This window comes from Paracidovorax valerianellae, from assembly GCF_900102625.1.
In the GTDB taxonomy this organism is placed as follows: domain Bacteria; phylum Pseudomonadota; class Gammaproteobacteria; order Burkholderiales; family Burkholderiaceae_C; genus Paracidovorax; species Paracidovorax valerianellae.
Map to the genome: position 1 here is coordinate 176,154 of NZ_FMZC01000001.1, position 26,143 is coordinate 202,296.

25 protein-coding genes are annotated in these 26,143 nt (G+C 66.6%); 8 read left to right on the forward strand and 17 right to left on the reverse strand.

Annotated features, from left to right (window positions below):
- Positions 1-3 precede the first annotated feature (3 nt).
- The 3 genes from BLT03_RS00840 to BLT03_RS00850 all read right to left on the reverse strand — a co-directional run bounded on the left by BLT03_RS00840 (position 4) and on the right by BLT03_RS00850 (position 3,083).
- The gene (locus BLT03_RS00840) at positions 4-1,014 is read right to left on the reverse strand and encodes a sulfate ABC transporter substrate-binding protein (protein ID WP_092739366.1); all 1,011 of its coding nucleotides are present in this window, start codon (positions 1,012-1,014) and stop codon (positions 4-6) included.
- A 207-nt stretch (positions 1,015-1,221) separates the two neighbouring features.
- On the reverse strand, positions 1,222-1,917 hold the full coding sequence (locus BLT03_RS00845) for an RBBP9/YdeN family alpha/beta hydrolase (protein WP_092739368.1): 696 nt from the start codon (positions 1,915-1,917) through the stop codon (positions 1,222-1,224).
- A gap of 182 nt (positions 1,918-2,099) precedes the next feature.
- Positions 2,100-3,083 (reverse strand): LysR substrate-binding domain-containing protein, encoded by a 984-nt coding sequence (locus BLT03_RS00850; protein WP_092739370.1) that lies wholly within the window; start codon positions 3,081-3,083, stop codon positions 2,100-2,102.
- Positions 3,084-3,215: 132 nt separating this feature from the next.
- Here BLT03_RS00850 and BLT03_RS00855 point away from each other — a divergent pair, with 132 nt between their 5' ends.
- A complete protein-coding gene (locus BLT03_RS00855; RefSeq protein ID WP_092739372.1) occupies positions 3,216-3,860 on the forward strand; it encodes an FMN-dependent NADH-azoreductase in 645 nt (214 codons plus the stop codon).
- 98 nt (positions 3,861-3,958) lie between these two features.
- On the opposite strand, the gene BLT03_RS00860 is transcribed toward BLT03_RS00855, so the two are convergent.
- From BLT03_RS00860 to BLT03_RS00890, 7 genes are all read right to left on the reverse strand, one after another.
- Positions 3,959-4,513: an NADPH-dependent FMN reductase gene (locus BLT03_RS00860; protein ID WP_092739374.1), complete on the reverse strand. Its 555-nt coding sequence runs from the start codon at positions 4,511-4,513 to the stop codon at positions 3,959-3,961.
- A gap of 269 nt (positions 4,514-4,782) precedes the next feature.
- Positions 4,783-6,846 carry a family 2A encapsulin nanocompartment cargo protein cysteine desulfurase gene (locus tag BLT03_RS00865; RefSeq protein WP_245711183.1) on the reverse strand — a complete coding sequence of 688 codons (2,064 nt, stop codon included), beginning with the start codon at positions 6,844-6,846 and terminating at the stop codon, positions 4,783-4,785.
- Positions 6,847-6,862: 16 nt separating this feature from the next.
- Positions 6,863-7,795, reverse strand: a complete 933-nt coding sequence (locus tag BLT03_RS00870; RefSeq protein WP_092739376.1) for a family 2A encapsulin nanocompartment shell protein — start codon at positions 7,793-7,795, stop codon at positions 6,863-6,865.
- Between the two features lie 60 nt (positions 7,796-7,855).
- On the reverse strand, positions 7,856-8,125 hold the full coding sequence (locus BLT03_RS00875; RefSeq protein ID WP_092739378.1) for a helix-turn-helix domain-containing protein: 270 nt from the start codon (positions 8,123-8,125) through the stop codon (positions 7,856-7,858).
- 97 nt (positions 8,126-8,222) lie between these two features.
- Positions 8,223-9,122 carry a serine O-acetyltransferase EpsC gene (gene epsC, locus BLT03_RS00880; protein ID WP_092739379.1) on the reverse strand — a complete coding sequence of 300 codons (900 nt, stop codon included), beginning with the start codon at positions 9,120-9,122 and terminating at the stop codon, positions 8,223-8,225.
- Positions 9,123-9,189: 67 nt separating this feature from the next.
- Complete coding sequence (locus tag BLT03_RS00885; RefSeq protein ID WP_092739381.1) at positions 9,190-9,669, reverse strand: rhodanese-like domain-containing protein; 480 nt, start codon at positions 9,667-9,669, stop codon at positions 9,190-9,192.
- 238 nt (positions 9,670-9,907) lie between these two features.
- The gene (locus tag BLT03_RS00890) at positions 9,908-10,705 is read right to left on the reverse strand and encodes a MetQ/NlpA family ABC transporter substrate-binding protein (RefSeq protein WP_092739383.1); all 798 of its coding nucleotides are present in this window, start codon (positions 10,703-10,705) and stop codon (positions 9,908-9,910) included.
- A 128-nt stretch (positions 10,706-10,833) separates the two neighbouring features.
- Here BLT03_RS00890 and BLT03_RS00895 point away from each other — a divergent pair, with 128 nt between their 5' ends.
- A complete protein-coding gene (locus tag BLT03_RS00895) occupies positions 10,834-11,628 on the forward strand; it encodes a GNAT family N-acetyltransferase (RefSeq protein WP_092739385.1) in 795 nt (264 codons plus the stop codon).
- 66 nt (positions 11,629-11,694) lie between these two features.
- Here the strand turns inward: BLT03_RS00895 and BLT03_RS00900 are convergent, their stop codons facing one another.
- The 5 genes from BLT03_RS00900 to BLT03_RS00920 all read right to left on the reverse strand — a co-directional run bounded on the left by BLT03_RS00900 (position 11,695) and on the right by BLT03_RS00920 (position 16,871).
- Positions 11,695-12,360, reverse strand: coding sequence for a methionine ABC transporter permease (locus BLT03_RS00900; RefSeq protein ID WP_092739387.1), 666 nt, complete (start codon positions 12,358-12,360; stop codon positions 11,695-11,697).
- 3 nt (positions 12,361-12,363) lie between these two features.
- Positions 12,364-13,431, reverse strand: coding sequence for a methionine ABC transporter ATP-binding protein (locus BLT03_RS00905; protein ID WP_092739389.1), 1,068 nt, complete (start codon positions 13,429-13,431; stop codon positions 12,364-12,366).
- A gap of 390 nt (positions 13,432-13,821) precedes the next feature.
- Positions 13,822-14,781 carry an ABC transporter substrate-binding protein gene (locus BLT03_RS00910; RefSeq protein WP_092739391.1) on the reverse strand — a complete coding sequence of 320 codons (960 nt, stop codon included), beginning with the start codon at positions 14,779-14,781 and terminating at the stop codon, positions 13,822-13,824.
- Positions 14,782-14,901: 120 nt separating this feature from the next.
- Positions 14,902-16,059: an acyl-CoA dehydrogenase family protein gene (locus tag BLT03_RS00915; protein WP_092739393.1), complete on the reverse strand. Its 1,158-nt coding sequence runs from the start codon at positions 16,057-16,059 to the stop codon at positions 14,902-14,904.
- A complete protein-coding gene (locus BLT03_RS00920) occupies positions 16,056-16,871 on the reverse strand; it encodes a class II aldolase/adducin family protein (RefSeq protein WP_092739395.1) in 816 nt (271 codons plus the stop codon). The genes BLT03_RS00915 and BLT03_RS00920 overlap by 4 nt, the downstream gene beginning before the upstream one ends.
- A gap of 257 nt (positions 16,872-17,128) precedes the next feature.
- Between BLT03_RS00920 and BLT03_RS00925 the strand changes: the two genes are divergently transcribed.
- Positions 17,129-18,163: an ABC transporter substrate-binding protein gene (locus tag BLT03_RS00925; protein ID WP_092739397.1), complete on the forward strand. Its 1,035-nt coding sequence runs from the start codon at positions 17,129-17,131 to the stop codon at positions 18,161-18,163.
- A gap of 57 nt (positions 18,164-18,220) precedes the next feature.
- On the opposite strand, the gene BLT03_RS00930 is transcribed toward BLT03_RS00925, so the two are convergent.
- Entirely contained in the window at positions 18,221-19,453 is a 1,233-nt protein-coding gene (locus BLT03_RS00930; RefSeq protein ID WP_092739399.1) for an MFS transporter, read from the reverse strand.
- A 98-nt stretch (positions 19,454-19,551) separates the two neighbouring features.
- Between BLT03_RS00930 and BLT03_RS00935 the strand changes: the two genes are divergently transcribed.
- The 3 genes from BLT03_RS00935 (at position 19,552) to BLT03_RS00940 (ending at position 22,305) form a co-directional block, all read left to right on the forward strand.
- Entirely contained in the window at positions 19,552-20,514 is a 963-nt protein-coding gene (locus tag BLT03_RS00935; RefSeq protein WP_092739401.1) for a LysR family transcriptional regulator, read from the forward strand.
- Positions 20,515-20,815: 301 nt separating this feature from the next.
- Positions 20,816-21,268, forward strand: coding sequence for a hypothetical protein (locus BLT03_RS23660; RefSeq protein ID WP_139160261.1), 453 nt, complete (start codon positions 20,816-20,818; stop codon positions 21,266-21,268).
- 425 nt (positions 21,269-21,693) lie between these two features.
- On the forward strand, positions 21,694-22,305 hold the full coding sequence (locus tag BLT03_RS00940) for a hypothetical protein (protein WP_092739403.1): 612 nt from the start codon (positions 21,694-21,696) through the stop codon (positions 22,303-22,305).
- Positions 22,306-22,443: 138 nt separating this feature from the next.
- Here the strand turns inward: BLT03_RS00940 and BLT03_RS00945 are convergent, their stop codons facing one another.
- Complete coding sequence (locus tag BLT03_RS00945) at positions 22,444-23,550, reverse strand: LLM class flavin-dependent oxidoreductase (RefSeq protein ID WP_092739405.1); 1,107 nt, start codon at positions 23,548-23,550, stop codon at positions 22,444-22,446.
- Between the two features lie 198 nt (positions 23,551-23,748).
- Here BLT03_RS00945 and BLT03_RS00950 point away from each other — a divergent pair, with 198 nt between their 5' ends.
- Positions 23,749-24,444 carry a cysteine dioxygenase family protein gene (locus BLT03_RS00950; protein WP_092739407.1) on the forward strand — a complete coding sequence of 232 codons (696 nt, stop codon included), beginning with the start codon at positions 23,749-23,751 and terminating at the stop codon, positions 24,442-24,444.
- The gene (locus tag BLT03_RS00955; protein ID WP_092739409.1) at positions 24,441-26,111 is read left to right on the forward strand and encodes a rhodanese homology domain-containing protein; all 1,671 of its coding nucleotides are present in this window, start codon (positions 24,441-24,443) and stop codon (positions 26,109-26,111) included. The genes BLT03_RS00950 and BLT03_RS00955 overlap by 4 nt, the downstream gene beginning before the upstream one ends.
- Positions 26,112-26,143 lie beyond the last annotated feature (32 nt).

The window sequence follows — 26,143 nt, forward strand, 5'->3', positions numbered from 1 at the left end:
GTCTTACTTGGCGCCGGGCGTGTAGAGCTTGTCGAACTGGCCGCCGTCGTTGAAATGCACCTTCTGCGCTTCCCCGAGCGAGCCGAAATACTTGGACACGGTGAACAGCTTGACGGGCTTGAACAGGTCGGCGTGCTTCTTCAGCACCGCTTCGGAGCGCGGGCGCAGGGCATGACGGGCCGCGATCTCCTGGGCCTCGTCGGAGTACAGGTAGTCCAGGTAGGCCTTGGCCAGTTCGCCGGTGCCCTTCTTGGCGACCGTGCGTTCGACCACCGCGACCGGGTTTTCCGCCAGCACGCTGCTGGAGGGATAGACCGCATCGACCTTGCCCTTGCCGAATTCGCGTTCGATCGACAGCACTTCGGATTCGAACGTGATGAGCACGTCGCCGGTGTTGCGCTGCAGGAAGATGCTGGTGGCGTCGCGGCCGCCCTTGCCCAGAACGGGCACGTTCTTGAACAGCTTGCCCACGAACTCTTCGGCCTGCGCGTCATTGCCGCCCTTTTCGCGGACGCTGCCCCATGCGGCCAGGTAGGCGTAGCGGCCGTTGCCGCCGGTCTTGGGGTTCACGACGACCACTTGCACGCCGGGCTTGGCGAGGTCGTCCCAGTCCTTGATGTTCTTGGGATTGCCCTTGCGCACCAGGAACAGCATGGTCGAGGTGGTGGGCGAGGCGTCATTCGGGAAGCGCTTGGCCCAGTCCTTGGCGACCACGCCGCTGCTGGCGAGGAAATCGATGTCGGTGGTGGTGTTCATGGTGACCACGTCGGCGTCGAGGCCGTCGTTCACCGCGCGGGCCTGTGCGCTGGAGCCGCCGTGCGCCTGGTCGATCTTGACGTCCTTGCCGGTGGTCTTCTTGTAGTGCGCGGCGAAGGCGGGGTTGTAATCCTTGTAGAACTCGCGGGCCACGTCATAGGAAGCGTTGAGCAGCGTGGACGTTTGCGCCGAAGCCATGCCGCCAGCAGCAAGGGCCAGAGCAGCCAGGAAAGTCTTGAGTTTTGTCCGGGAAGTCATGTGTGCGTCACCCAGGTTTCTAAAAAGTGAAACCGATTGTGGGCGGCGCTGCTTAAAACTCAAAAGAATATATTCTTGTTAATTAATCGATTTCGAGAATATAGAAAAACTCGAAACTCAGCCGATGCGCGCGCAGGGTTTGAGCCAAAAAGACCTCCAGCGCAATCAGCACTAGGGTGTATAGCTATTAAATATATAGCAACACCGTCAAGCTGCTGAGCGCACCTCTGCGCCGCCCTGGCCCAAGCCCCACTCGGCGCCGTCCACCAGCGAGTGCAGCAGCGCCCAGCCCAGAGGCCACTCACCATGGCCGGACTCGACGTTCACGTGCCCTGCCTGAGGTAGCCGGACGAACTCGCTTCCCCAAGCCCGCGCGTAGGCGCCGGCAAGGCGGATGGGGCAATACGGATCGTTGCTGCTCGCCACGAGAATGCTGCGGTAAGGCAGCGCGGCATATGGCACGGGCGCGAAATCGCTGAGCACCGCGCGCCGTTCGGGGTCGGCCGGGGCGACCAGCAAGGCGCCTCGTACCCGTGCCGCCGCTTCGTCACCCATGTGCGTCGCCGTGATGCAGCCCAGGCTGTGGGCCACCAGCACGACCGGGTGCGGCGCGGCCAGCACCAGGCGTTCGAGCGCGCTCACCCAGGACAGACGTGAGGGAGTGACCCAGTCGTCCTGCACGACGCGCTGCGCGCCCGGCACCCGCTCCGCCCACAGGCTCTGCCAATGGCCCGGACCGGAATCGCGCCAGCCGGGCACGATGATGACCGACACTGGCCCTGCCGCTGGCGCCGAATGTGCACCAAGGGCCGAAGGCGCGGCCGGTGTAGACGGCTGGAGGGTCGAATCAGGCCCCGTCGCCGAACGTTCGCGGCGGGTGATGGGCGTCGGCACGTTGCTCATGGGTGCAACGGCGCTGCGGCCGAGGGGTGTGTGCGGGAAGAAATTCGGACCCGACAGGAGGTCCGCAGGAACGGTGCATGGGCCATGGGAACGGGCTCCTCAACGGTGGATGCAACCCATTCTGCGATTCGCCCTTTAAAACCCAAACGAATATATTCTTTTGAATTAATCGCTAATTGATCTTAAGGAAGGGCTGGGGCGGTCGCTGGCGGAGCCTCCGCCTCGACGCCTTTGCACACTCCTCCAGGGCCTTCCCGGGCGAATTGCTCCGTCGCCCCTTTCATCGCTTCGCCCAGAAAATCCAGAAATTGGCGCACGGCGGGCGACAGGCCCCGGCGCGACGGAAACACGGCGTGCATCAAGCCGCGGGGTGGCGACCATTCCGGCAGCAATTGCACCAGTCGGCCGTTGCGCAGCTCGTTCTGGCACAAGTAGTCGGGCAGCCAGCACATGCCGACACCGGCCACGGCAGCGAACTTCAAAGTGAGCAGATCGTCGGCCACATAGCGCGGGCTGTGCTGCCACAGCACCTCTTGACCGCCCGGCCCGAGCAGCAATCGCGAGTCGCGGCCATCGATGGCAGACATGGACATGCTGTCCAGCCGCGCCAAGTCTTCCACGGTGTCAGGAGTCCCTTGCCGAGCCAGTTGGTCGGGGCTGGCCACCAGCAAAGAGGCGCCGTCATCCAGCCGCTTGACCACCATGCTGCCGCTGTCGTCCAGCGTGGGCCGCACACGCAGCGCGACGTCGATGCCCTCTTCCACCAGATTCACGACGCGGTTGTGCACCTGCAGTTCGACCCGCACCAGCGGGTAGCGGGCGAGGAACACCGGCATCACCTGCCCCAGCAGGGTCTGCGCGACCGTGACCGGGCAAGCCACTCGGATGGTGCCGCGTGGTTCGGCCTGCACCTGGGCCACGGTGTCGGCCGCCGCCTGCGCCGACTCACGCATCGCCTGGCAGTGGCGCAGATACGCCTTGCCCACTTCTGTAAGTGACAGCTTGCGCGTGGTGCGCTGCAAGAGCCGCACCCCCAACTGCGCCTCCAGATCCGACACGCGCCGTGACAGGCGCGATTTGGGAATGCCGAGCGCCCGGCCCGCAGCGGCGAAACCGCCGCGCTCGACCACTTCGGCGAAGTACAGCATGTCGTTGAGATCTTGCATGGGAGGCACCCCGATTGTTCTATCAGCGGAACAATCTATCGCAAATTGCTTGGCTTATCAATCAATGTAGCCATCAGCACAATCTATCCAACGCCGCACACCGTGTGAGGCACTGTTCAAAGGAAAACCTCCATGCAATTGCTGCACATCGATTCCGCCATCACCGGCGACCAGTCCGTCTCGCGCCAACTCACCGCCCGCACCGTCGCGGCCTGGGTGGCCAGCCATCCCGGCACGCAAGTGCAGCACCTCGATCTGGTGGCCCAGGCGCCCAACCACTTCACCATGGACGCGATGGCGCCCCGCACGGGCCAGACCGAAGGTCTCACGGACGCGCAGCGCCGCGAGAACGCCGTCTCCGAACAGCTCGTGAGCCAGTTCCTTGCGGCAGACGTGATCGTGGTGGGCGCACCCTTCTACAACTTTGGCATTCCGACCCAACTCAAGGCCTGGATCGACCGCCTCGCCCAGCCTGGCCGCACGTTCACCTATACCGCCGCCGGTCCCCAGGGCCTGGCCAAGGGCAAGACGGTGATCGTCGCCTCCAGCCGCGGCGGCGTGTATTCGACGAGCGATGCCGGTCGCGCCATGGAGCACCAGGAAAGCTACCTGCAGACCGTGTTCGCCTTCTTCGGCATCACCGATGTGCGCTTCGTGCGCGCCGAAGGCGTGGCCATGGGCCCTGACGCCAAGAGCAAGGCACTGGACAGCGCGGACGCCGACATCAAGGCGCATGTGGCGCAGTCGCGCCAGGAATCGCTCGCCGAAGCGGCCTGATCAAAACGACAACGGCGGCCCCTGCCATCAGTGCAGGGGCCGCCGCTTCGATCAAAAATCACAAAGCCGGCCTTGCGCCGGCTTCGTCGTTTTTGAAATCAGAGCTTGGCGTGCAGCTTGACCCAGGCGGCGTATTTCTCGACCCAGCCCTGCAGGAACTGGCGGCTGGCCTCGCCGATGCCGCCGTCTTCATCGAACAGGCCGTCCTTGGCCTGGATGAAGGCTTCGGGCTGGCCCAGCGTGGGCACGTCGAGGTAGGCGAGGATGTTGCGCAGGTGCTGCTGCGCCATGGCCGTGCCGATGGCGCCGATCGACACGCCGATCACGCCGGCAGGCTTGCCGCCCCAGGCGCTCTGGCCGTAAGGGCGCGAGGCATGGTCCAGCGCGTTCTTGAGCACGCCGGGAACCGAGCGGTTGTACTCGGGCGTGACGAACAGCAGGCCCTGGGACTGGGCGATCTCGGTCTTCAGCCGCAGCACGGCGGGGGACGGATGGCCGTCGTCGTCCTGGTTGTACAGCGGCAGATCGTCGATGCGCAATTGGGTGAAGTGAAAGTCCGGTGGCGCGAGCCGGGCCAGCGCGGTGGCCAGCTTGCGGTTGAACGAATCCTTGCGGAGACTGCCGACGATGACGGCGATCTGGTATTGGTCCATGAGCACTCCTTGTGGTGAAAAGACAGCCAGAAAAGGCATGGCCGCGTGCGGCCGCAGCGGGCCATGATAGTCACGGCCTGCGCCGTTTCGGGGGGGTGCGCGATGCGCGCAGGGCCTTCACGGCGCGGGCAAATGCCAGGCATTTGCTACCAATTTAATAGCACACTCCCCTAGTGGATATTGCGCTGGAGGCCAAAAAGACTCCAACCCCCTCCAGGCGGCACGCGAGTGACGCCCGGAGAGGAGTGAACCGCAAACGCGCGCTTGTCCTACCCGGCGCGCCGCTGGCTGGCGAGCTGCTGCACGACCTGCACCAGCCGGTCGATTTCGTCGAACGTGTTGTAGAACGCGAGCGACGGCCGCACCGTGGTTTCCACACCGAAGCGCCGCAGGATCGGCTGTGCACAGTGGTGGCCCGTGCGCACCGCGATGCCCTCTTCGTTCAGCGCCTTGCCGACGGCCTCGGTCGAGTAGCCGGCCAGCACGAAGGACATCACGCTGGCCTTGTCGTCCGCCGTGCCGATCAGCCGCACGCCCGCGATGGCGCCCAGGCGCTGCATGCCGTACACCAGCAGGTCGTGCTCGTAACGGGCGATGTTCTCGATGCCGATGCGGTTCACGTAGTCGATCGCAGCGCCCAGGCCCACCGCGTCGGCGATGTTGCCGGTGCCGGCTTCGAACTTGTTCGGAATCGGCTGGAACACCGTCTTCTCGAACGTGACGTCGGCGATCATGTTGCCGCCGCCCTGCCACGGCGGCATGTCTTCCAGCACCTCGCGCTTGCCCCACACCACGCCGATGCCGGTGGGCCCGAAGACCTTGTGGCCCGAGAACACGAAGAAGTCGGCCCCCAGGTCCTGCACGTCCACCCGCATGTGCGACACCGACTGGGCGCCATCCACCAGCGCCTTGGCACCCGCGCGGTGCGCCATCGCCACGATTTCCTTGACCGGCACCACGGTACCCAGCGCGTTGGACACCTGCGTGACGGCGACGATCTTCGTGCGGTCGTTCAAGAGCTTCTGGTATTCGTCGAGCCGCACCTGGCCCGAGTCGTCCACCGGAATCACGCGCAGCCTGGCGCCCTTGGCGGCCGCCAGTTGCTGCCAGGGCACGATGTTGGCGTGGTGCTCCAAGTGGCTCACGATGATCTCGTCGCCCTCGCCCACGTGCTGGCTGCCCCAGCTCTTGGCCACCAGGTTGATGGCCTCGGTGGTGCCGCGCACGAAGATCACCTCGTTCACGTCCGGCGCATTGATGAAGTTCTTCACGCGCTGGCGGGCGCCTTCGTAGGCGTCCGTGGCGCGCGCGGCGAGTTCATGCGCGGCGCGGTGGATGTTCGAGTTTTCGTGCTCGTAGAAATGGCTGATGCGGTCGATCACCGCTTTCGGCTTGTGCGTGGTGGCGGCGTTGTCGAACCACACCAGTTGCCGGCCGTTCACCCGCTCGGACAGCACCGGAAAGTCACGCCGGGCGGCATGCACGTCGAACGGCGGGTTGCGCCCCTGCCCCGCCGCGGGCGCCGCACCGTTGCGGTCTCCCTGCGGATGGGGCTTGGCCGGGGTGACGTAGCCGCTCGGCAGCTGGACCGCATCGACGAAATAGAACGCCGGCGCGCCCGAGGGCGCAGCCTGCGGCAGGCTCCCGCCCAGCCGCGGGGCCGAAGCCTGGGGGGCTGCCGGCGGCGCGAGCGACAGCCGCGCGAGCGCATCGAGGGGGTCGGTTGCGGCCGGAGCCGTGCGCTCGCCCACGAAGTAGTACGGCGAATGCGCAGCAGCCGCCCCCTGCGCAGGCGACGGCGAAGGCAACGGCGAAGGCAACGGCCCCTGCACCGGCGGACCGGCGACAGCGCCCGAAGCCTCGGGCACGCCCAGCACGCCGCTGCCCAGGCGCGGTTCGTAAGCCGGCAAGGCGCTGACCACCGTGTCGGGCAGGCCGTTGGCTGCCGTGGCATGCGGCAGCAGCGCGGGCGCGCGGTGGCCGAGCGACAGCACCTGCGTGGGCGAAGCGGGCAGCACGTTGGCGCCCGGAATCTGCCCCTGCGGGATCGGCGTGCCCGGCACGCTCGGCCCGAAGCCGGCAGGGCTGGCCAGCGGCGACCCCGGCGGCGCGATGTTGCCGGGCGCCTGCACACCCGGCGGCACGGCGCCGAGGCCCGGCACGGAGGACGGCGGCGTCGACGGAAATCCGCCGGCGGAGTGCACGCCGGCGGGCGCCGCCGCCTCGCCCGGCAAGGCCGAGAACATGGCATTGGCCATGCGTGCGATCAACGCCGGATCGATGGGGGCGCCACCGGACGCATCGGCGCCCGGAGAGAAGGAAGCGAGGGTCATGGCCGCTCCTTGCGCTTCACTTGTAGGTGTCCGGATAGTCGTGGTACTTGTTCACCTCGACATCGTCCAGCACGGCCAGCGCGTCGCTGGTGAGCACCGCGAGCGAGCAGTACTGCGAGATCAGGTACGACGCGATGGCGTGGTTGTTGATGCCCATGAAGCGCACCGACAGGCCCGGGCCCTGCTCGCCCGCCAGGCCCGGCTGGAACAGCCCCACCACGCCCTGGCGCTTGTCACCCACGCGCAGCAGGATGATCTTGCTTTTGCCATCGGCCACCGGCACCTTGTCGGACGGAATGAGCGGAATGCCCCGCCACGTGATGAACTGCGAACCGAACAGGCTCACCGTGGGCGGCGGCGTGCCGCGGCGCGTGGCTTCGCGGCCGAAGGCGGCGATGGCGAGCGGGTGGGTGAGGAAGAAGGCGGGCTCTTTCCAGACCTTGGTCAGCAGCTCGTCGAGGTCGTCCGGCGTGGGCGCGCCGGTCAGCGGAAAGATGCGCTGCGCGTCGGTCACCTGGGCCAGCAGGCCGTAGTCGGGGTTGTTGATCAGCTCGCTTTCCTGGTTCTCCTTGATCGTCTCGATCGTCAGGCGCAGCTGCTCCTTGATCTGGTCGTGCGGGCTGCTGTACAGGTCGGACACGCGGGTGTGCACGTCCAGCACCGTGCTCACGGCATTCAGGAAGAACTCGCGCGGGTTTTCTTCGTAATCGACGAAGGTGCGCGGCAGCTGGTTCTCTTCTTCCTTGGCCGTGCAGGTGACGCGGATGGATTCGGGGTTCTTGACCTTGTTCAGGCGGTAGATGCCGGCTTCCACGGGCACCCACTGCAGCAGGTGCGTGAGCCAGCGCGGGCTGATCGTTTCGAGTTGGGGGACCGTCTTGGTGGCATTGGCCAATTGCCTTGCGGCGTTGTCACCCAAGGCGGTCGTGCCGCCCACAGTTGCAGACATTGAAGAACTCCGTGCGTTGTTGAAGAAGCCTGGGCAGTGTCAAAGCTTCCAACGCCGCACTCAACAGGCTATAGCCGTCAATTGCAGTCCCCGCACCAGATTCGCGTGGCCGATCGCCTCACCCCGCGTGACGAGCGCCGAAGGCCGCACGCCCAGCGCGCCCGCGAGTTTTTCGACCGTGAGCAGCGAGGCGATGGCCGCGCCCCGCTCGATCTCGCCCACATACGAGCGGTTCAGGTCCGAATGCTCGGCCAGCCGCTCCTGCGACCACCCGTTCGCCTCGCGCGACTGGCGCACCGCCACCCCGAAATTCCGGATCAATATCGACATCGCTTTTTCCCTTTGTTATTCATCCCCATCGCCCAAGTGCCCAAGCGCACGATTGCCCGGGCGCTTTTTTGCACCCTCGCTCGCGCCGTGCGCGGGCCTACCCTTCGCGCGAAATCGCCTGGGTCACGTTTCCGCCCGCGGGCACGTCGTGCGTGACCCACACGTTGCCGCCGATGACAGCGCCGCGCCCCAGCGTGACGCGGCCCAGCACCGTCGCCCCGGCGTAGATGACCACGTCGTCCTCCACCACCGGGTGGCGCGGCAGGCCCTTTTGCAGGTGCCCTTCGGCATCGGTGGGAAAGCGCTTGGCGCCCAGCGTGACGGCCTGGTACAGCCGCACGCGCTCGCCGATCACCGCCGTCTCGCCGATCACGACACCCGTGCCGTGGTCGATGAAGAACCCCGCGCCGATCTGCGCGCCGGGGTGAATGTCGATGCCCGTCTGCCCGTGCGCCAGCTCCGCCACGATGCGCGCGAGCAGCGGCAGGCCCAGCGTGTACAGGCGGTGCGCGATGCGGTGGTGGATCATGGCCAGCACGCCGGGGTAGCACAGCAGCACCTCGTCCACGCTGCGCGCGGCGGGGTCGCCCTGGTAGGCGGCGAGCACGTCGCTGTCCAGCAGCCGGCGGATGCCCGGCAGCGACGCGGCAAACGCCTGCGCGGCGGCCAGCGCCCGGGTTTCGATCGCCTCGCCGTCGGCTCCGCCGTGCTGGCGCGCGTCGTAGCGAAGCTCCAGCCGAACCTGCCCGAGCAGCGTGTGCAGCGCCAGATCGAGCGTGTGGCCCACGTACCAGTCCTCGCTTTCCTGCCGCAGGTCATGGGGGCCCAGGCGCATGGGAAACAGCGCGCCCTTCAGTTGCTCCAGCATCTGCGCCAGCGCATCGCGCGACGGAAACTCGCGCCCACCGGGCTCCTGCGAGCGGTTTTGCGAATCGCGCCACTCGCGGCGCACGGCGTGCAGCGATTGCACGATGTGATCGATCTCGAAGACAGCCATCAAGGCCTCCTGCCTGGAAAGGGGGTGGAGCCGCCTGCGGTGCAGGCGTGCGGATGCATGGGGTCAGTCAGTCCTGCACCCAGGGCAGGCCATGGAAGCGCCAGCCGTCCGATGCGCCGCGCTGCTGGGCCGCATCGATCTCGCCCTCGAAGCCTTCGGTCACGTTGAAGACGTTCTGCAGACCGGCCTTGGCCGCGGCCTCGGCCGCCAGCACCGACCGCTTGCCGCTGCGGCACAGCAGCAGCACGGGCGCATCGCGCGTGGCGGCCTTGGTGATGGCGGCTTCCAGTTCGCGGGCGAAGCGTGGGTTGCGGTTCAGCGCCGTGCCGGTGGCCCAGGCCACGTGCAGGCTGCCCGGCACGTGGCCGACGAACTTGCGCTCTTCGCCCGAGCGCACATCCACCAGCAGGGCCTGGCCCGAAGAAAAGAGGCTCCAGGCCACGGCGGGCGGGACGCCGCCGGCGTAGGCAAGGCCCGACGATTGCGCCTGCTCATGGGCGGATTGCAGCGCGGGCGGTAATTCGGTGTCTTGCACGGCGTTGGACATGGGGGACCTTCCTGTGGGTGTGGTGGCTGGAGCCGCCCGTCTCGCGGGGCGTGGCCGTCCAACCCAATGTAGAACCGGCGCCGATTCCATTCAACGAATAAAAAATCCGTTCCTATGTCGGAAAACATCTAAGCCGCCAGCCTCCCCGCGTTTGCAGACCGCCGAGCCATGAAAAAAGCCGCCGGCACCGGAGACCGGCGCAGGCAGCTTTTTGATGGACGCCGCGAAGAAAAAAGGCTCAGAAGCCCGGCAGCACCGCGCCCTTGAATTCGGTCTGGATGAACTGGCGGATCTCTTCCGATTGGTAGGCCTTCACCAGCTTGGCGACCCAGGGCTTGTCCTTGTCGGCCTCGCGCACGGCGATCAGGTTGACATAGGGGCTCTTGGCGTTCTCTTGCGCGATGGCGTCCTTGGCGGGGCTCAGGCCCGCGGACAGCGCGAAGTTGGTGTTGATGGCGGCAGCATCGAGGTCGTCCAGCGAGCGGGCGAGTTGCGCAGCGTCGAGTTCGACGAACTTGAGCTTCTTGGGGTTGGAGACCACATCCAGCGGCGTGGCCTTCAGGCCCGCGCCTTCCTTGAGCTTGATGAGTCCCTTGTCCTGCAGCACCAGCAGCACCCGGCCGCCGTTGGTGGGGTCGTTGGGAATGCCGAACTTGGCGCCATCTTTCAGGTCTTCAAGCTTCTTGACCTTCTTGGAATACAGGCCGATCGGGAAATTGACGGTGTAGCCCACCGATACCAGCTTGTAGCCACGGTCTTTCACCTGGGCGTCGAGGTATGGCTTGTGCTGGTAGCTGTTGGCGTCGAGGTCGCCGGAGGCCAGCGCGGCGTTGGGCTGCACGTAATCGCTGAACTCGACGATCTGCAGCTTCAGGCCGTCTTTCTCAGCCACTTTCTTGACCTGCTCGAAAATTTGCGCGTGCGGGCCGGCGGTCACACCGATCTTCAGCGGCTTGTCCTGCGCCAGAGCGCCGGTCTGGAGGCCGGCGGCGAGTGCCAGGGCGAGGGTCGATTGCAGCAGGAAACGCTTGTTCACGGAAACACCTTTGAAAAGAGATGGCGCATCTTAGGGTTTGCCTTATCAAACCCATAAGAATACGTTTTCATTTCCTTACAACATGCGCACATAAAGGCGGCACCGGCCTGCGCTGCTATAAATCCTGCATGTCCCATCCGCCTGACCTGTCCGCCATCCGTGCGCTGGAAGAACGCGCCTTCAACGCCTGGCCTGCGCGCCAGACGGTGTTCCACCAGGGCTGGGTGTTCCGGCTGGCTGGCGGGTTCACCAAGCGGGCCAATTCGGTGAACGCGCTCGAAGCCGGCGCGCCATTCACCGGCGTGCGCGAGGCCGCCGAAGCGCTCTACGCCCGCCACCGCCTGCGGCCCGTGTTCAGGATTTCACCACTCGCGGGCGCCGATGCCGAGCCAGAACTGGCAGCGGCCGGCTACACCGTCTTCGACCCCACCTGGGTGATGCAGGCGCCGTTGCAAACACCCGTGCAGCCGCCTGTTCAGTCGTTCTTGTCGAGCGGCCGCACGCCATCTCAAGCTTGTGTCGATTTGACAGAGGCGCCCGGCGCCGAATGGCTGGACGGCTTCGCCGAGGCCAACGGTGTGGCCGCGGTGAACCACGCCATCCACCACGCCATGGTGCAGTCGATCGCCCTGCCCTGCGCCTTCGCCACCTTGCGCCAGGGCGAGCACGCCGTCGGCTTCGGCCTGGCCGTGCGGGAACGCGGGGCGGTGGGCCTGTTCGACATCGTGGTGGCACCCGGGCACCGTGGCCAGGGACATGGCCGCGCCCTGGTCCAGGCGCTCATGCAGTGGGGCCGGGACGGTGGCGCAGAGACGGCTTACCTGCAGGTGCGCGAGGAGAACGCCGTGGCCCGCGGGCTCTACGCCGCGCTGGAGTTCGCCGACGCTTATCGCTACCACTACCGGGTGCCGGCGCAGAGCTGAGGCGGCACCGGTAAGGCGCCGTTCAGTCCCTGCACCGTCTCCGCAGCGAGCGCCCGTGCAGCCGGATCAGCGGTGGCTCAGCCGGCGCACCGCCCAGTCGCCCAGGCTCTGCACGGCCTGCACGAAGAAGATCAGCACGACCACCACGGCCAGCATCACATCGGGCAGGAAGCGCTGGTAGCCGTAGCGAATGCCCAGGTCACCCAGGCCGCCGCCACCGATCGCACCGGCCATGGCCGAGTAGCCCGTCAGGCTGACGAAGGTGATGGTCAGGCCGGCGACGATGCCGGGCAGCGCCTCGGGCAGCAGCACCTTCCAGACGATCTGCCCCGTCGTCGCGCCCATGGCCTGGGCCGCTTCGATGAGGCCGTTGTCCACCTCGCGCAGCGAGGCTTCCACCAGCCGCGCCACGAAGGGCGCTGCCGCCAGCGTCAGCGGCACCACGGCGGCCGCCGTGCCGATGGACGAGCCCGTGATGAAGCGCGTGAAGGGGATGATCGCCACCAGCAGGATGATGAACGGCGTGGAGCGCACGGCGTTCACGATCCAGCCCACGGTCTTGTTCATGGGGCCGTTCTCCAGCACGCCGCCGCGGTCGGTCAGGCGCAGGAACACGCCCAGCGGAATGCCCAGCAGCGCACCGACGATGCCCGAGATGCCGACCATGATGATCGTCTCCCACAGCGAGGTGGCGAACAGCTCCAGCATCATTTCCGAAAAGTTCTCGAACATCGCTCAGACCCCGCTCTCTTGATTGGCTTGCACTTCCTGCACCACGACGCCTTCGGCCCGCAGCTGCGCGATCGCCGCGGCCAGCCGGGTGCCGTCGCCGCTGGCATACACCGCGAGCGATCCGAACGTCTGCCCCTGAATCTCGTCGATCTGCCCGTGCAGGATCGACAGGTCGAGCCCGTGCTCGCGGATCAGGCGCGACAGGATGGGCTGGTAGGCGCGCTCGCCCGCGTACGACAGGCGCAGCAGCTGGCCCACGTTGCCCTGCCCCGCCGCGATCAGCTGCGACGACAGGTGGCGCACATGGTCCATCACGCTGGCAGGAAGCTCCTGCGGCACGATCTCGTCGATCAGGCTCTTGGTGATGGGTTGCTGCGGCCGGGTGAACACGTCCAGCACCGGGCCCTGTTCCACGATGCGGCCGGCGTCGATCACGGCCACGCGGTCGGCCACCTGCTTGATGACCTGCATCTGGTGGGTGATGAGCACCACCGTCAGGCCCAGTTCCTGGTTCACCTGGCGCAGCAGCGCGAGGATGGAGCGGGTGGTTTCCGGGTCGAGCGCCGAAGTGGCCTCGTCCGACAGCAGCACCTTGGGCCGGCTGGCCAGCGCCCGGGCGATGCCCACGCGCTGCTTCTGCCCACCGCTGATCTGCGCCGGATAGCGGTCGCGCAACGAAGAAAGCCCCACCAGTTCGAGCAGCGGATCGACACGGCCGCGGATGGCCGCCTTGTCCATGCCCGCCAGCTCCAGCGGCAGCGCGGCGTTGTCGAACACGGTGCGTGACGACAACAGGTTGAAGTGCTGGAACACCATGCCGATGTCGCGGCGTGCCTCGCGCAGTTGCGCGTCGTTGAGCTGGGTGAGGTCGCGCCCCGCCACGATCACTTCGCCGCGCGTGGGCCGGTTCAGCAGGTTGATGACGCGCACCAGCGAACTTTTGCCCGCCCCGCTGCGCCCGATGATGCCGAACACTTCGCCCGGCGTGATGTGCAGGTCGATGCCGCGCAACGCCTCGACGGGCCCTTGCGCGCCCTGGTAAATCTGGGTGATACCCCGTAAATCGATCATGAAAATGCCATGGCCACCGGTGCCCGCAGGCCGCGGCGGCGCTGAAAAGGAAAAATGCGGATGCGGGAATGTACGGGGTTGCACCCCAAACGCCAACGACCCTGAAATTGGGTGCTAAGACATTCCGGTTATGTAGACGCTTCGGCGACCGCTGAAAACGCTCCGATTTGCATAGCGCAAGTCCGTTGGCGGACAAGCGCTGGAGGCGGTTTCAACGTTCAAATACAGGCGAGCAAAACAGTGCAGAATCGCTATTGCTATTATTTTTATAGCTACCTACCCTAGTGGATATTGCGCTGGAGCCGTTTTTGACCACAACCCCTTCCTGACTCGTCGCGGCAGGCCCTGCCCTCACCAGCCCGTCATAAGCCCGTCATAAGCCCTGCACTCTCAAGCCTTGCCCACATTGAAGCCCGTGTCGAAGGTCTTCTGGACATCCAGCCGCTGCCGCAGCAGCCCGGCGGCCAGATAGAAGTCGGCCGTGCGCTGCTGGTCGGCGACCACCGCGGCGTCGATGTCCACCCATTTCGTCGCGCGGCGTTCAAATTGCAGTTGCGCCGCCTCGACCGGAATGCCGATGATGCGGGCCAGCGCGTCGGCGAACGGCCGCGCGTTGCGGTACGACCAGAGCTGCGCGCGCTCCACGCGCTCCTTGAAGTCGCGCAGGGCGTCGCGTTTGGTGGCCAGCGCCTCCTGCGTGGCCGCGAGAAAGCCGAGCCCGCTGGACAGCCCCCGCCCGTTGACCAGCACGCGCGCATGCCCGCTGGTTTCGGCCAGCGCGGTGTAGGGCTCCCACGTGGCCCAGGCATCGACCGAACCCTGCGTCAGCGCGAGCTTGGATTCCGGCGGCGGAATGAAGCGCAGGTCCGCATCCGATGCCTTCAGGCCCGCGGACGCCAGCGCCTTGAGCGCGACGAAGTGACCGATGGAGCCCCGGTTGGTGGCGATGCGCTTGCCTTTGAGGTCGGCGGCCGTCTTCAACGGCGAATCGGGCCGCACCAGCACGGCGGTGCCGTAGGGGTCGGATCGGTTCGCGGCGAAAGCCCGCACCTGGCTGCCCGCTGCGAGCGTGAACAGCAGCGGCGCGTCGCCGATGGTGCCGAAGTCCACCGCGTTGGCGTTCAGCGCCTCGGCCAGCGGCGCGGCGGCAGGGAACTCGCTCCACTGGATCTCGTACGGCAGACCCTTCAGCTCGCCCGCCGCGTCCAGCAATGCGCGCAGCCCGCCCTTCTGGTCCCCCGCGCGCAGCACGGTGCGCTGCTGCGTGTGGCCCAGCACCGGCGAAAGAAAGGAAGCCGCGGCCACGGAAGCGGTCATGAAGCGGTGGAAATGGCGCCGTTGCAGGGACATGGAGAACTCCGGTTATTCGGAAATGGGAAATGGGAATGGGGAAAGGAGGAGCGAAGAAAGAGGGAACGCGAGTCGTTGAAAAGGACGGCCAGGCGAAGAACAACGGCGCTGTGCGGCCGGTCACACGCCCAGCGCGCGCCGGCCGGCCGCCACATGCACGCTGTCGTCCTGCGGCGTGTGCACCCGGCCGCACAGCACGTCGCGCAGGTGCCGCTCCAGCGGGTTGCGGCGCGACAGGCCGTGGTTGCTCGTCAAAGCCAGGGCCGACTGCACCGCGTCGATGGCGTTCTGGGTGGCGATGGCCTTGACCAACCCGCTGTCTTCGGAGGGCACGGGGGCGCCGGCGTCGAGGTCGGCCGCGAGGCCCGCGATCAGCCGGTCGTTGGTGAACAGCAGGCCTTCGATGCGGCCCACCGCCTCTTGCGCGCGTGGCAGCGTGGCCAGCGGTGCGCCCAGGCTGGCAGGGCGACGGTCTTGCAGAAAGACCACCAGCCAATGGCGCGCGGCGCGGGCCACGCCGGTATAGAGCGAGCCGAGCATGACGGCCATTTCCGCCTGCATGGCGGGCTCGCCGCGCGCCCAGTCCCGGGGCCAGCGCACGTCCAGCGCGTGGGCGGCGGGAACCTCCACGCCGTCCAGCAGCACATCGTGGCTGCCGCTGGCGCGCAGGCCCAGGTGGTCCCAGGTGGGTTCGATGCGAACGCCCGGCAGATCGGAGCGCACGAGGAACGTGCCCGTGCGGGGCTCGGACTCGTCCGTGCGCGCCCACACCACGTACCAGCGCAGCGCCGGCGCGCCGGTGCAATACACCTTGTGGCCCGTGAGGCGCCAGCCATCGGCCGTGCGCCGAGCCACCGTGGACGGCAGCCCGCCGCGCGCGGGCGAGCCCAGCTCGGGCTCGACCCGCAGCGCGTTGATGAGCGACACGCCGTGCACCGCCTCGTGCACCGCCTCGTGCACCAGTTCGCGCGCCAGCTCCTGCGGCCATGCGGTGCCTGGCCGCCCCATGCCGCGGTGCTGCAGGTATTGCATGGTCAGCACCAGCGCCGTAGCGGGGCAGCCCTGCGCGACCGCGCCGATCACCTCGCCCAGTTGCGCAGCGCCGGCGCCTTGCCCGCCCAGCGAACGCGGCGCCGCCAGCGCCAGCAGGCCTGCTTGCTGCAGATCGGCGAAGTTCTGGTGCGGAAAGCTCGCCTCGCGGTCGTGCTGCGCCGCCCGCGCGCCGAACTCTGCAGCCAGCGTGCGTGCGCGCTGGCCGGCGGTCAAAGGTGCATTCACTGCAGCACCTCTGGGTCTTCGCGCACCACGGTGTCGAACAGGCTCTTGAACGTGAAATGCGCCCCGACCGGCCCGCCGATCTGCCCGTGGGTGTGGCGCGCCACCTCGTGCCGGATCGGCTGCGGCGTGCCGGCGGCTTCGGCCAGCAGCTGTGTGTGGCAAGCGTTCTCCAGCGCGATGTACCACCACGCGGCCGACTCCACGCTGGGCCCGGCCGTGAGGATGCCGTGGTTCTTGAGGATGACAGCCTTGCGGGCGCCCAGCGCTTCGCTGATGCGAAAGCCCTCGTCCGTCTCCCACACCACGCCGGTGAAGTCGTCGAACAGCGCGTGGTCTTCATAGAAGATGCAAGCGTCCTGCGTGAGCGGATCGAGCGTGCGGCCCAGCGTGGACCAGGCCTTACCATAGGTCGAATGCGTGTGCGCGGCAGCCACGATGTCAGGCCGGGCTTCGTGCAGCGCCGCGTGGATCGCGAACGCAGCGCGGTTGAGCGGGCCTTCGCCGATGGCGATCTCGCCCCGCGCGTTCACCAGCAACAGGTCGGACACGCGGATTCGCGAGAAATGCAGGCCCAGCGGGTTCACCCAGAAGTGGTCGTCCCACTCGGGGTCGCGCGCCGTGATGTGGCCGGCCAGGCCATGGTCGAACCCGTGCCGCGCGAAGAGGCGAAACGCCACGGCCAGTTGCTCCTGCCGGTGGCGGCGCTCGGCCTCGATCGTCGGTCGCGGGGGCGGCGCGTCGAACCAGTCCTTGCGCTGCGGATCGGGGCGGCGCTGAAGGGCCGAAGACGGAAGCGAGAGAACGGCGGACATCGTTGGCTTTCGGTCGAAGGGTGAACGGAATGGCGCCACCTTAGGAGCGCGCCGCGCCGCCACCAACGAAGAAAAGCGCGTGAACACATGCGGTTTCGGTATGAAGGGCGCTGCGGGCCGCACTGCGGTTTTCCGCATGTGCTTGCTACGGATCGGTCGTTGGCAGCCTTCACGCCCGGCCGCACGCTTGCGAGAAATTTCCGTGATCCCTTCGGTCAGTCACGCTTTCATTCATCCGCCCGATACCAGGACCCGCCATGCGCCCCACCCCCCCTGCCGCCCCCTCTTCCCCGCAGCGCCGCACGCTGCTACAACGCTCGCTGGTGGCCGGCGCCGCCGCTGCGCTGGGCTTTCCGGCGCTGGCACGACAGGCGGCAGCGGCGCCCGACCTGTCCGGCGTCACGCTGCGCATCGGCACCTACAAAGGGCTGTGGCGCCCGCTCATCAGTGCGGCGGGGCTCGCCAACACGCCCTACCGCATCGAATGGCGCGAGCTGAACAACGGGGTGCTGCACATCGAGGCCATCAACGGCGATGCGCTGGACCTGGGCTCGGGCAGCGAGATCCCGGCGCTGTTCGCCGCGCGGCAAAAGGCCCAGGTGCGCTTCGTGGCCGTGACGCGCGAGGACCTCAACAACCAGGTCACGCTGGCCCGAAAGGATGCGCCCATCCAGCGCATCGCCGACCTGAAAGGCAAGCGCGTGGGCTATGTGCGGGCCACCACATCGCATTACTTTCTGAGCCGGCAACTGGCCGAAGCCGGCTTGTCGTTCGCGGACATCACCCCGGTCAGCCTGACGCCGTCCGACGGGCTTTCGGCCTTCGACCGGGGCGACCTGGATGCCTGGGCCATCTACGGCTACAACGGCCAGATCGCCCGGCTGCGCTACGGGGCCCGCGTGCTCAAGACCGGCGTGGGGTACCTGTCGGGCAACTTTCCGATCTATGCCAACCCCCGGGCGGTGGCCGACCCGCTGCGCCATGCGGCCCTGACCGACTACCTGCAGCGCCTGCGCCGCGCCTACGTGTGGGCCAACGGCAATTACCTGGACTATGCCCGCGCCCAGGCAGCCGAGACGCGGGTGCCGGTGGGCGACCTGATCGAGTTGTGGAACAACCGCAGCACCGACTACGACCTGCGCCCCGTGACCGATGCCGTGGTGCAGGGCCACCAGGCGGTGGCCGATGCCTTCCTGCAACTGGGCGTGCTGGATGGCAAAACCCAGGTGGCGCCGCTGTGGGACCGCAGCTTCACGCCGGCCTGGGCGGCCGCAGACCCTGCTGCGGCCTGACCCCTTGAGATCCGCACTCTTGCTGGCCCGCCTGCGTGCGCCCGCCTTGCGCTGAAATCAGGCGATCGCCACGGCGGGCCGGGCCGGCAGGCAGCGCACCGCCAGGGCGCTGGCCGAAGCTGCGGTGGCCAGGCCCACCACACCCAACCAACCCCACTGTGCCAGCGCCAGGCTGCCCAGCGCAGCGCCGGCCGACATGCCCACGAACATGCCGGTGAACAGCAGCGCGTTCAGGCGGCTGCGGGCGGCGGGCTCGATGCCGTACACGATGGTCTGGTGCGCCACCAGCGTGGCCTGCACGCCGAAGTCGAAGCCGACGGCACTCGCCACGATCAAGCCCAGTTGCGCCTGGGGCGGCAGCCAGTGGGCAAGGCCCATGGCCGCGAACGACACCACCGCCAGCGCGGCACCCAGGCGGGTCACGCGCTCCGGGCCGCTGCGGTCGGCGATGCGGCCGGCCAGCGGCGCAGCCAGGGCGCCAGCCGCACCGGCCAGCCCGAAGGCCCCGGCGGCGGCGCTGCCCAGGTGGAACGAGCCATGCAGCATCACGGCCAGGGTGGACCAGAAGGCGCTAAAGCCCACCGACAGCAAGCCCTGCGCCCAGGCGGCGCGGCGCAGTGCGCCATGGCGGCGCCACAGCGCGGCCATCGAGCCGATCAGCGCGCGGTACGGCAGCGGCGTGGTGGGCGCGAAGCTGGGCAGGCCCTTCCAGGCGGCCACGCCGATCAGCGCGATCGACACGGCAGCGGCCACGTACACGGCGCGCCAGCCGAAGTGCTCGGCCACGAAACCGCTCACCACCCGCGACAGCAAAATGCCCAGCAGCAGCCCGGTCATCACCGTGCCCACCACCTTGCCGCGGTGGGCCACCGGGGCCAGCGTGGCAGCGGCCGGCACCACGTCCTGGGCCAGCGTGGCCGACAGGCCGATGGCCAGGCTGGCACCCAGCAGCCAGCCGATGCCCGGCGCGAACCCGCTCATCAGCAAGGCCAGCGCCAGCAGAGCGGCCTTGGCCAGGATGATGCGGCGGCGGTCGTAGCGGTCGCCCAGCGGGGCCAGAAACAAGATGCCGAGCGCATAGCCCAGTTGCGTGAGCGTGGGCACTAGGCCCACGGCGCGCTCGCTGGCGTGGATGTCCGGGCCCAGCACGCCCAGCATGGGCTGGCTGTAATAGAGCGAGGCCACGCTCAACCCCGCGGCGGTGGCCAGCAGCAGCAACAGCGGTGCCGGCACGCCGGTAGAAGGACCACCCGGTTCAGCGGCTGCATGCGTGTTTTGAATGGAAGACATGTGGAAGACCCTTGAATGGAAGCGATGGAACGGAGTGTGTGCGAACCGCATTGCGCTGGGTAGTGGGCTCAGGCGCACATCTGCTATACGCTTGGCGCATGAAGCAAGCCTCCTCTGCCACCTCTTCCCTGGCCGGCGTTGACCGCATCGAACTCATGCAGACCTTCGTGCGCATCGTCGAAGCCGGCAACCTTTCGGCCGCCGCCCAGCAACTGGGCACCACCCAGCCCACGGTCAGCCGCCGCTTGCAGGCGCTTGAGCGGTCGCTGGGGCTCAAGCTGCTGCAGCGCTCCACCCATGTGATGAAACTCACCGAAGACGGCGAACGCTGCTTCGCGCACGCCAAGGACCTGCTGGACGACTGGCGCGCGATGGAGGCCGACCTGCGGGGCGCGCACGACGAACCGCGCGGCACGCTGCGCGTGCTGGTGCCGCACGCCTTCGGGCAAGAGCAGCTCATCGCGCCGCTGGTGGACTATTTGCGGCAGTACCCCGAGGTGTCGGTCGAATGGCTTCTGCATGACCGCCGGCCCGACTTCATCGCCGAAGGCATCGACTGCGCGGTCCAGGTCGGCCAGGTGGACGACCCGGCCGTGGTGGCGATCCATCTGGCCGAAGTACCCCGCATCGTGGTGGCAGCGCCGGAGCTGTTGCCCGGCGGCAAGGTGCCGGAAGATGCCGGCGCGCTGCGCGACCTGCCCTGGCTGGCCCTGCGCACCTATTACCAGCGCGAGGTGTCGCTCACCCGCAGGCCGGACGGCGCCGTAGAGCGCTTCGCCATCCACCCGCGCATGAGCACCGACAGCCTGTACGCCCTGCGCAGCGCCGCCCTCGCCGGCCTGGGCGCGGCAATCGCGTCCGCCTGGGCGGTGGAACCCGACCTGCGCCAGGGCCGCCTGCGGCACCTGGCGCCCGCGTGGCAGGCGGCGCCGCTGCCGGTGTACCTGGTCTATCCGCATGCCAGGTTCTATCCGGCGCGGCTGCGCCGGTTTCTGGATGCGATGCGTGCGACGTTGCCGACTTTGAGCGGCATGCGGGTGCCGGGTGGGGTCGGGCAATAGGAAGGCCGATGTGAGCCCTAATCCGCCCACGAGCAACACTACAGCGAAACTGCTGTTCAGCCGCCAACCACTACCCGAGAGTGCAAAACGTGGACTGTCTGAGTGTTTGGGGACAGCCTAATGGCAAGCTATAGTCCGCCGAGTCAATGCATTTCGGATTTTGCGGAAATTATATATTTGCGCCTTGAAACAGTTTTCTAATCGAATATCCAAGCTGCACCTACATCCCTGCTGGATCGGTCTGGAATATCTCGCACCACGCAGTTTATACGGGATGCACCAAGCCAGGTAGTTAATCCAAATGTTCCACGAACCTCCAAAGCACTCCCTATATTCCGCCTACAAGGCTGATGTCGAATTCCAAGATGATTGCGGGACCAAAAAGACTTGTACGGCGACGGCCTTTATACTCGAAGTGGCCAAAGCAACTCCTTGGATCGTGACAAATCGGCACGTCATCGATCTAAACTATAAAAATTCCAGCGCAAAATACAAGAACTTCAAGCCAGTAAAATTTTCCATGACCGGCCGTCGCGCCGATGACTCGGTCTATACACTGATTCTTCATAAAGATGCAAAATTCTTTACGCATGATGACGAAGAAAACGATGTAGCGTTAATTGAGGCAAAAATCAACCCAAATGAAAATACCGGTTTTCATTGGCACTTCGGAATTGAACACCTAGCAACCGAGGAAATACTTAAGACTGTTGAGCCGTTCGATCTTGTGTGCTATGCAGGATTTCCTCAATAGCACGACAAATTGGGAATGCGTCCCATAATTCGCAGTGGTCATATTGCAAGTGATCCGCGGTACAACTACTCATGGGACGGGGAATCACGAGGCTTGTGCGTGGCTTATGAAGGTTTTCTTCCGAAGGATCATCGGGAAGCCCGGTATTTGCCCCGCCTCGCGGGATGCAAAACATTCCGAATTCTAGACATGGTTATCTTGTCGGAGTAAATGCAGGTCACATTCCAAATACGCAGGGCCATAGCGGAGTATCGTATTTTTATAAATCCACTGCCATCCTTGAAATCATAGAGAAATACTCTCTCATGGATTTTCATATCTAAAAAAGCACTGCCTAACCTCCCAACCCATCGGCTCATCAAAAAGCTATGCTCTCGTCGCCCGGTGATTTAGCAGATTGAGTCACAAGAAAGGTTGTTCGCACGATGAAAAGTCCTGATTTGGAACGCGTCGCAGAAACGCACTTCATGATTCGACCGACGTTGAACTCGGCATTGAAGAACAGCGTGCTTACGGCCGAAGGCCAAGCCAGGTCGCCGAATTGCAGCACGTACTTCGATGTCTGGACCAAGAGCTACTCGGACAGGTTCTTCGATATGGGCACGCTCATTCGAGCCGCCTCTTCAGTTGAAACGTCCCTGCGCGACTATTACGCACAGAAGAAGGGGTACCTAAATCTATCCCAGTTGCGCCAAGACCCCAGCTATAAGAAGAACATCTTTCAACGCGTCATGCCTTGGCACGGCAATGACGGAGCGGTCGCGCTAATTAAGACGGTCAACGTTGACATCACGGTCATTCCAGAACTACCGATTGTTCAAGAGCTTGTGCTTCATCGCCATCTGTATGCGCACAACCTTGGAGTGATAGACGACGAGTACATCAAGAAGCTCAAGCGGCTCACATCCATCGATCTCCAGGCAAATCCGCAGGTCGCAGCTCAATACCCGGCACAAGATGTGTTCTGGTTCGAACCCCTTGATCGACTCCCTGTGTTCATTGAAGCGGTTCGGTCATTCGTCCGTGCGCTGAAATGATGTCCAACTAAGGCATTGAACGGCCGCCTTCATTTGCGGTGGCTGGCTGCTTTGGCCGATAGCAGCCTCTCTCGGACACCCTATCCTGCGCCTTCATACACACGGTGCCCAAACAGCAGAAGACGCTATCCCACCCGCTCAGGCCACCTTCAACGCCGCCCGGTTCGCATTCACCCGATCCCGCTCGGCCACCTTCGCCCGCACCAGCGGCAGCAGTTCGCGGCCGTATTCGATCGTGTCCACCAGCGGATCGAAACCGCGAATCAGGAAAGTGGTGATGCCCAGGTCGTAGTACTTGAGCAGTGCGTCGGCCACCTGTTCGGGCGTGCCCACGAGCGAGGTCGAGTTGGAGCGCCCGCCGGTCTCGCGCGCGATGGCAGTCCACAGCCGCTCGTCCACGCGGTCGCCCTTGGCTGCGTCGGCCAGCAGGCGCTGCGCGCCTTCGCTCTGCTGCGGGCCCGTGCCGCGCGCGTAGCCTTGCGGCACGCCCCGGCTGCGGGTTTCCTGCAGGATGCGCTCGGCGCGCGCCCAGGCTTCGTCTTCGGTGCGGCCCAGGATGGGGCGAAACGAAATGCTGAATTCGATGTGGCGGCCATGCGCCGCGCCCTCGGCCCGAACGCGGCGCACCAGGTCGCCCGCCTGCGCCAGCGATTCGCCCCAGAGCGCATACACGTCGGCGTGCTTGCCGGCCACCTGCAGCGCGGGCGCGGAGGCCCCGCCGAAGTAGATGGGCACGTAGGGCGCCTGCAATGGTTTGACCTCCGACGTGGCGCCCTTCACCTGGTAGTAGGTGCCGTGGTGGTCGAAGGGCTGGTCCTCGGTCCACACGCGGCGCAGAAGGGTCAGGTATTCGTCGGTGCGGGCGTAGCGCTCGTCGTGCCCCAGAAAGTCGCCGTCGCGCTGCTGGTCGGCATCGGAGCCGCCCGAGATGTAGTGCACCGCCACGCGGCCGCCGGTGTAGTGGTCCAGCGTGGCCAGTTGGCGCGCGGCCAGCGTGGGCGCGACGAAACCCGGGCGGTGCGCCAGCAGGAAATGGATCTTCTGCGTGGCCGCGGCAGCGTAGGCCACGGTCAGCAGGGTGTCGGGGCTGGAGCCGCTGGCCGGCACCAGCACGCGGTCGAAGCCGGCGTGCTCATGCGCCTGGGCGAAGGCCCGCACATAGGCCGGGTCCACGGCCGGGCCCTGTCGGGCGATGGTTTCTGACACCTCGTGCGGCTGGATCATGCCGATGAACTGGACACCCATGGAAGACTCCTTGAAGGGACGTGGAACAGCGAAGCGGCCCATGATCCCGCCCGCACCCGGCCGCGCCAACGAAGAAAAACGCCTGTGGTCATTCGGTTTTCTTGCAAGCCCGCCGAGTGGGGTGGTTAAGAAGAAAAACATGCATGGATATGAAAAACCCGCTCCCCCTGCACCCCGTTCCGCTGGTGCAATGGCGGCATGTCCGCCCTGCACCCCACACCCTCGCAAATCACGCCCGTCCACCCTGCTCCGCCCAACACCGCCCGCCTGCGCCACTTCGTGCAGCAGATGGCGGCCCTGCTGGAGCCCCGGCCGCCCGAAGCCGAGATCGTCACGCGCGGCAGTGCGCTGCTGGCTGACCTAGTGGCGCACGACGACTGGCTGCCGCCCGACTGCGCCAAGCCCCATCCCGACTACTACCAGCAGTACCTGCTGCATGCCGATGCGCTGGGCCGCTTTTCGGTGGTGAGCTTTGTCTGGGGGCCGGGCCAGTCCACGCCGATCCATGACCACACCGTGTGGGGCCTGGTTGGCATGCTGCGCGGCGCCGAACAATCGCAGGCCTACGGCCAGGACGACAACGGCCAGTGGCAGCCGCGCGGCACGCCCCACCGGCTGCAGCCGGGCGATACCGAAGCCGTCTCCCCGACCCTCGGCGACGTGCACCGCGTGAGCAATTTGCTCGCCGACGCCACGTCGATCAGCATCCACGTGTACGGGGCGAACATCGGGGCCGTGCAGCGCTCGGTGTACCGCGAGGACGGCTCCGTGCGGCCGTTCGTCTCGGGCTACAGCAACGCCACCCTGCCCAACATCTGGAACCAGCCGCTCGCCAGCACGGCCGCCGCCCAAGCCGCCACCGCCAAGCCCACCACCGCCGACCTCGCGCCATGACCGCCATCTCCTCCGCTGCCCCTCATCGCTCTAGCGGCTCTACCGGCGCTATCGACGCTGCCGATACCACCCCCGCCATCGCCACGACCACGACCCGGCAGGTCCGCCAGGCCCTTCTGGACCGGCAGGAAATCGCCCTGCTCGACGTGCGCGAAGAGGCCCCGTTCGCGCAGGGCCACCCGCTCTTCGCCGCCAACCTGCCCGCCGGGCGCATCGAGCTCGATGCCTGGACCCGCATTCCCCGCCGGGCCACGGCCATCGTGGTGTACGACAACGGCGAAGGCTTGGCCGAACCCTCGGCCCACGCTCTGCGCGCGCTGGGCTACACCGACGTGTCGCTGCTGGCGGGCGGCCTGCAGGGCTGGAAAGATGCGGGCGGCGAAATCTTCATCGACGTGAACGTGCCCAGCAAGGCCTTCGGCGAACTCGTGGAAAGCGAGCGCCATACGCCCTCGCTGCCGGCCGAGGAAGTGCAGGCCCTGCTGGCAGCCAACGCCGACGTGGTTGTGCTGGACGCCCGCCGCTTCGACGAATACCAGACCATGAACATTCCGGGCGGCATCAGCGTGCCCGGCGCCGAACTGGTGCTGCGTGCCCAGGCACTGGCGCCTGACCCTGCCACCCGCATCATCGTGAACTGCGCCGGCCGCACGCGCAGCATCATCGGCACGCAGTCGCTGGTGAACGCGGGCCTGCCCAACCCCGTGGCTGCACTGCGCAACGGCACCATCGGTTGGCTGCTCGCGGGTCAGACGCTGGAGCATGGCGCGGACCGGCGCTTCGTGCCCGTGGCGCCCGAGCAGCGTGCCGCAGCGGCAACCCGCGCCCGCGCGGTGGCGGACCGGGCCGGCGTGCGGCGTGCCAGCGCTGCCGATCTGGCCCGTTTCGCCGTCGAGGTAGGCCGCACCACCTACCGATTCGACGTTCGCACCCCCGAGGAATACGAGGCGGGGCATCTGCCCGGTTTTCGCAGTGCGCCCGGGGGCCAACTCGTGCAGGAAACCGATCACGCAGCACCCGTGCGCGGCGCCCGCATCGTGCTGACCGACGACGACGGTGCTCGCGCGAACATGACCGCCTCCTGGCTCGCGCAAATGGGCTGGGACGTGTGGGTGCTGGACGGCACGGACATCGGCAACGGCGCCCTGGAAACCGGCCAGCCCGCGCCGCTCGCTCCCGAACCGCACGGGCCTTTGACGTGGGTAGCCCCTCGGCAACTGGCCCGCTGGCTGCAGGAAGAGCCCGAGGGCCACACGGCGGTGCTGGACTTCACGGCCAGCGCCCAATACGTTCGGCGTCACATTCCCGGCGCCTGGTTTGCCCTGCGCTCGCAGTTGGATGAGGCCCTGCGCACCGTGCCGCCCGCCAGCCGCTACGTGCTCACCTGCGGCACCAGCGCCCTGGCGCGCTACGCCGCCGAAGCCGTCGCCCGGCTGACCGGTGCGCCCACCGCCGTGCTGCAAGGCGGCACCCAGGCGTGGATCGATGAAGGCCTGCCGCTGGAGCACGGAGAAACGCGCCTGGCCTCGCCCCGCATCGACCGGTACCGCCGCCCCTACGAAGGCACCGACGCTCCGCGCGAAGCCATGCAGGGCTATCTGGACTGGGAGTTCGGCCTGGTGGAGCAACTGGCGCGCGACAGAACGCACGGATTTGCCGTGGCCTGAGGGTCGCTATAAAAAATATAGCTGCCTGCGCA